This is a genomic window from Streptomyces niveiscabiei, from assembly GCF_001419795.1.
In the GTDB taxonomy this organism is placed as follows: domain Bacteria; phylum Actinomycetota; class Actinomycetes; order Streptomycetales; family Streptomycetaceae; genus Streptomyces; species Streptomyces niveiscabiei.
On sequence record NZ_LIRL01000913.1, the window covers coordinates 1 to 1,029 of the forward strand.

Consider the following 1,029-nt stretch of genomic DNA (forward strand, 5'->3'; position numbering starts at 1 on the left):
TGCTCGCCGCGCTGGGGGTCGCCGCCGCTCGCGCAGCGCCTCCCGCACGGCCTCCGGGCTCCCGGCGTCGACCCCCAGCGCGGCGAGCACCCGTACCAACGCGGTACCGGAAGCCTTCACCACCCGCCCCGGCGCGGGACTGAACGCCGGAGCCACCCCGTACAACTCGGCAAGCTGCGCCAGCTCTGCACCGGCCACGGCATCGGCCACGACGACCTCCTCGACAGGCGGGACGGGTCACCCCAGGACTACCCCATGCGTACTTCGCAGACGCCCCCGCAACTCCGCACATCGCCCACTAGAGTCTCCACTTGTGCCGTACGTAACAACCTGGGGGGTTGCATGCGGGAAATGGCCAAGGGGTCGAACGTCGCACTGGCGGCGTTGAGCGAGCACACCGGTTCGGTGATCGTGAGCCTGAGCTGGGTGAGCCCGACGGGCGAGGGGGACGCCGATGTGTCGGTGCTGCTGCTGGACGAGAACGGGAAGGTGCGCAGCGACGGGGACTTCTACTTCTACAACAACCCCGTCGCGGCCGACGGCAGCGTACAGATGCTCGGCAAGACGCCGACCGGCAGCGGCGACGAGGACCGGATCAGCTTCGATCTGACCGTGGTCCCGCCGGAGGTCGAGCGGATCGTCGTGGCGGCGAGCCGCTACGGGGGTGCGGGCTTCGGGGAGTTGGAGGACCTCAAGGTGACGCTGGCCGACGGGAGCGGGGAGGCGCTCGTCGGGTTCGCCATCGAGGACGCCGGGGCGGTCGGCGCGATCATCTTCGGGGAGCTGTACCGGCGGGGCGAGGAGTGGAAGTTCCGGGCGGTCGGACAGGGCTACGACGCCGGACTCGCGGGCCTGGCAACGGACTTCGGCGTCGACATCGAGGACGACGCGGGCGCGGAGGAAGCGCCGGAGCAGCGGGAGGACCAGCGCGAAACCCCGGCTTCAGCTCGTCAACCCGCCCCGCAGGAAACGGCGTTGCCACTGATCCCGACACCCCGCCCGCCGGCCGGAGAAGAGACCGCGCCGAAG

General features: G+C 70.8%; 2 protein-coding genes. One reads left to right on the forward strand and one right to left on the reverse strand.

Annotated elements, in window-relative coordinates:
- A partial coding sequence (locus AOK24_RS36805; protein WP_206191333.1) for a hypothetical protein occupies positions 1-210 on the reverse strand: 210 nt, incomplete at its 3' end.
- A gap of 132 nt (positions 211-342) precedes the next feature.
- Between AOK24_RS36805 and AOK24_RS36810 the strand changes: the two genes are divergently transcribed.
- Positions 343-1,029, forward strand: a 687-nt coding sequence (locus tag AOK24_RS36810) for a TerD family protein (protein ID WP_167376896.1), incomplete at its 3' end; no start/stop codon positions are given.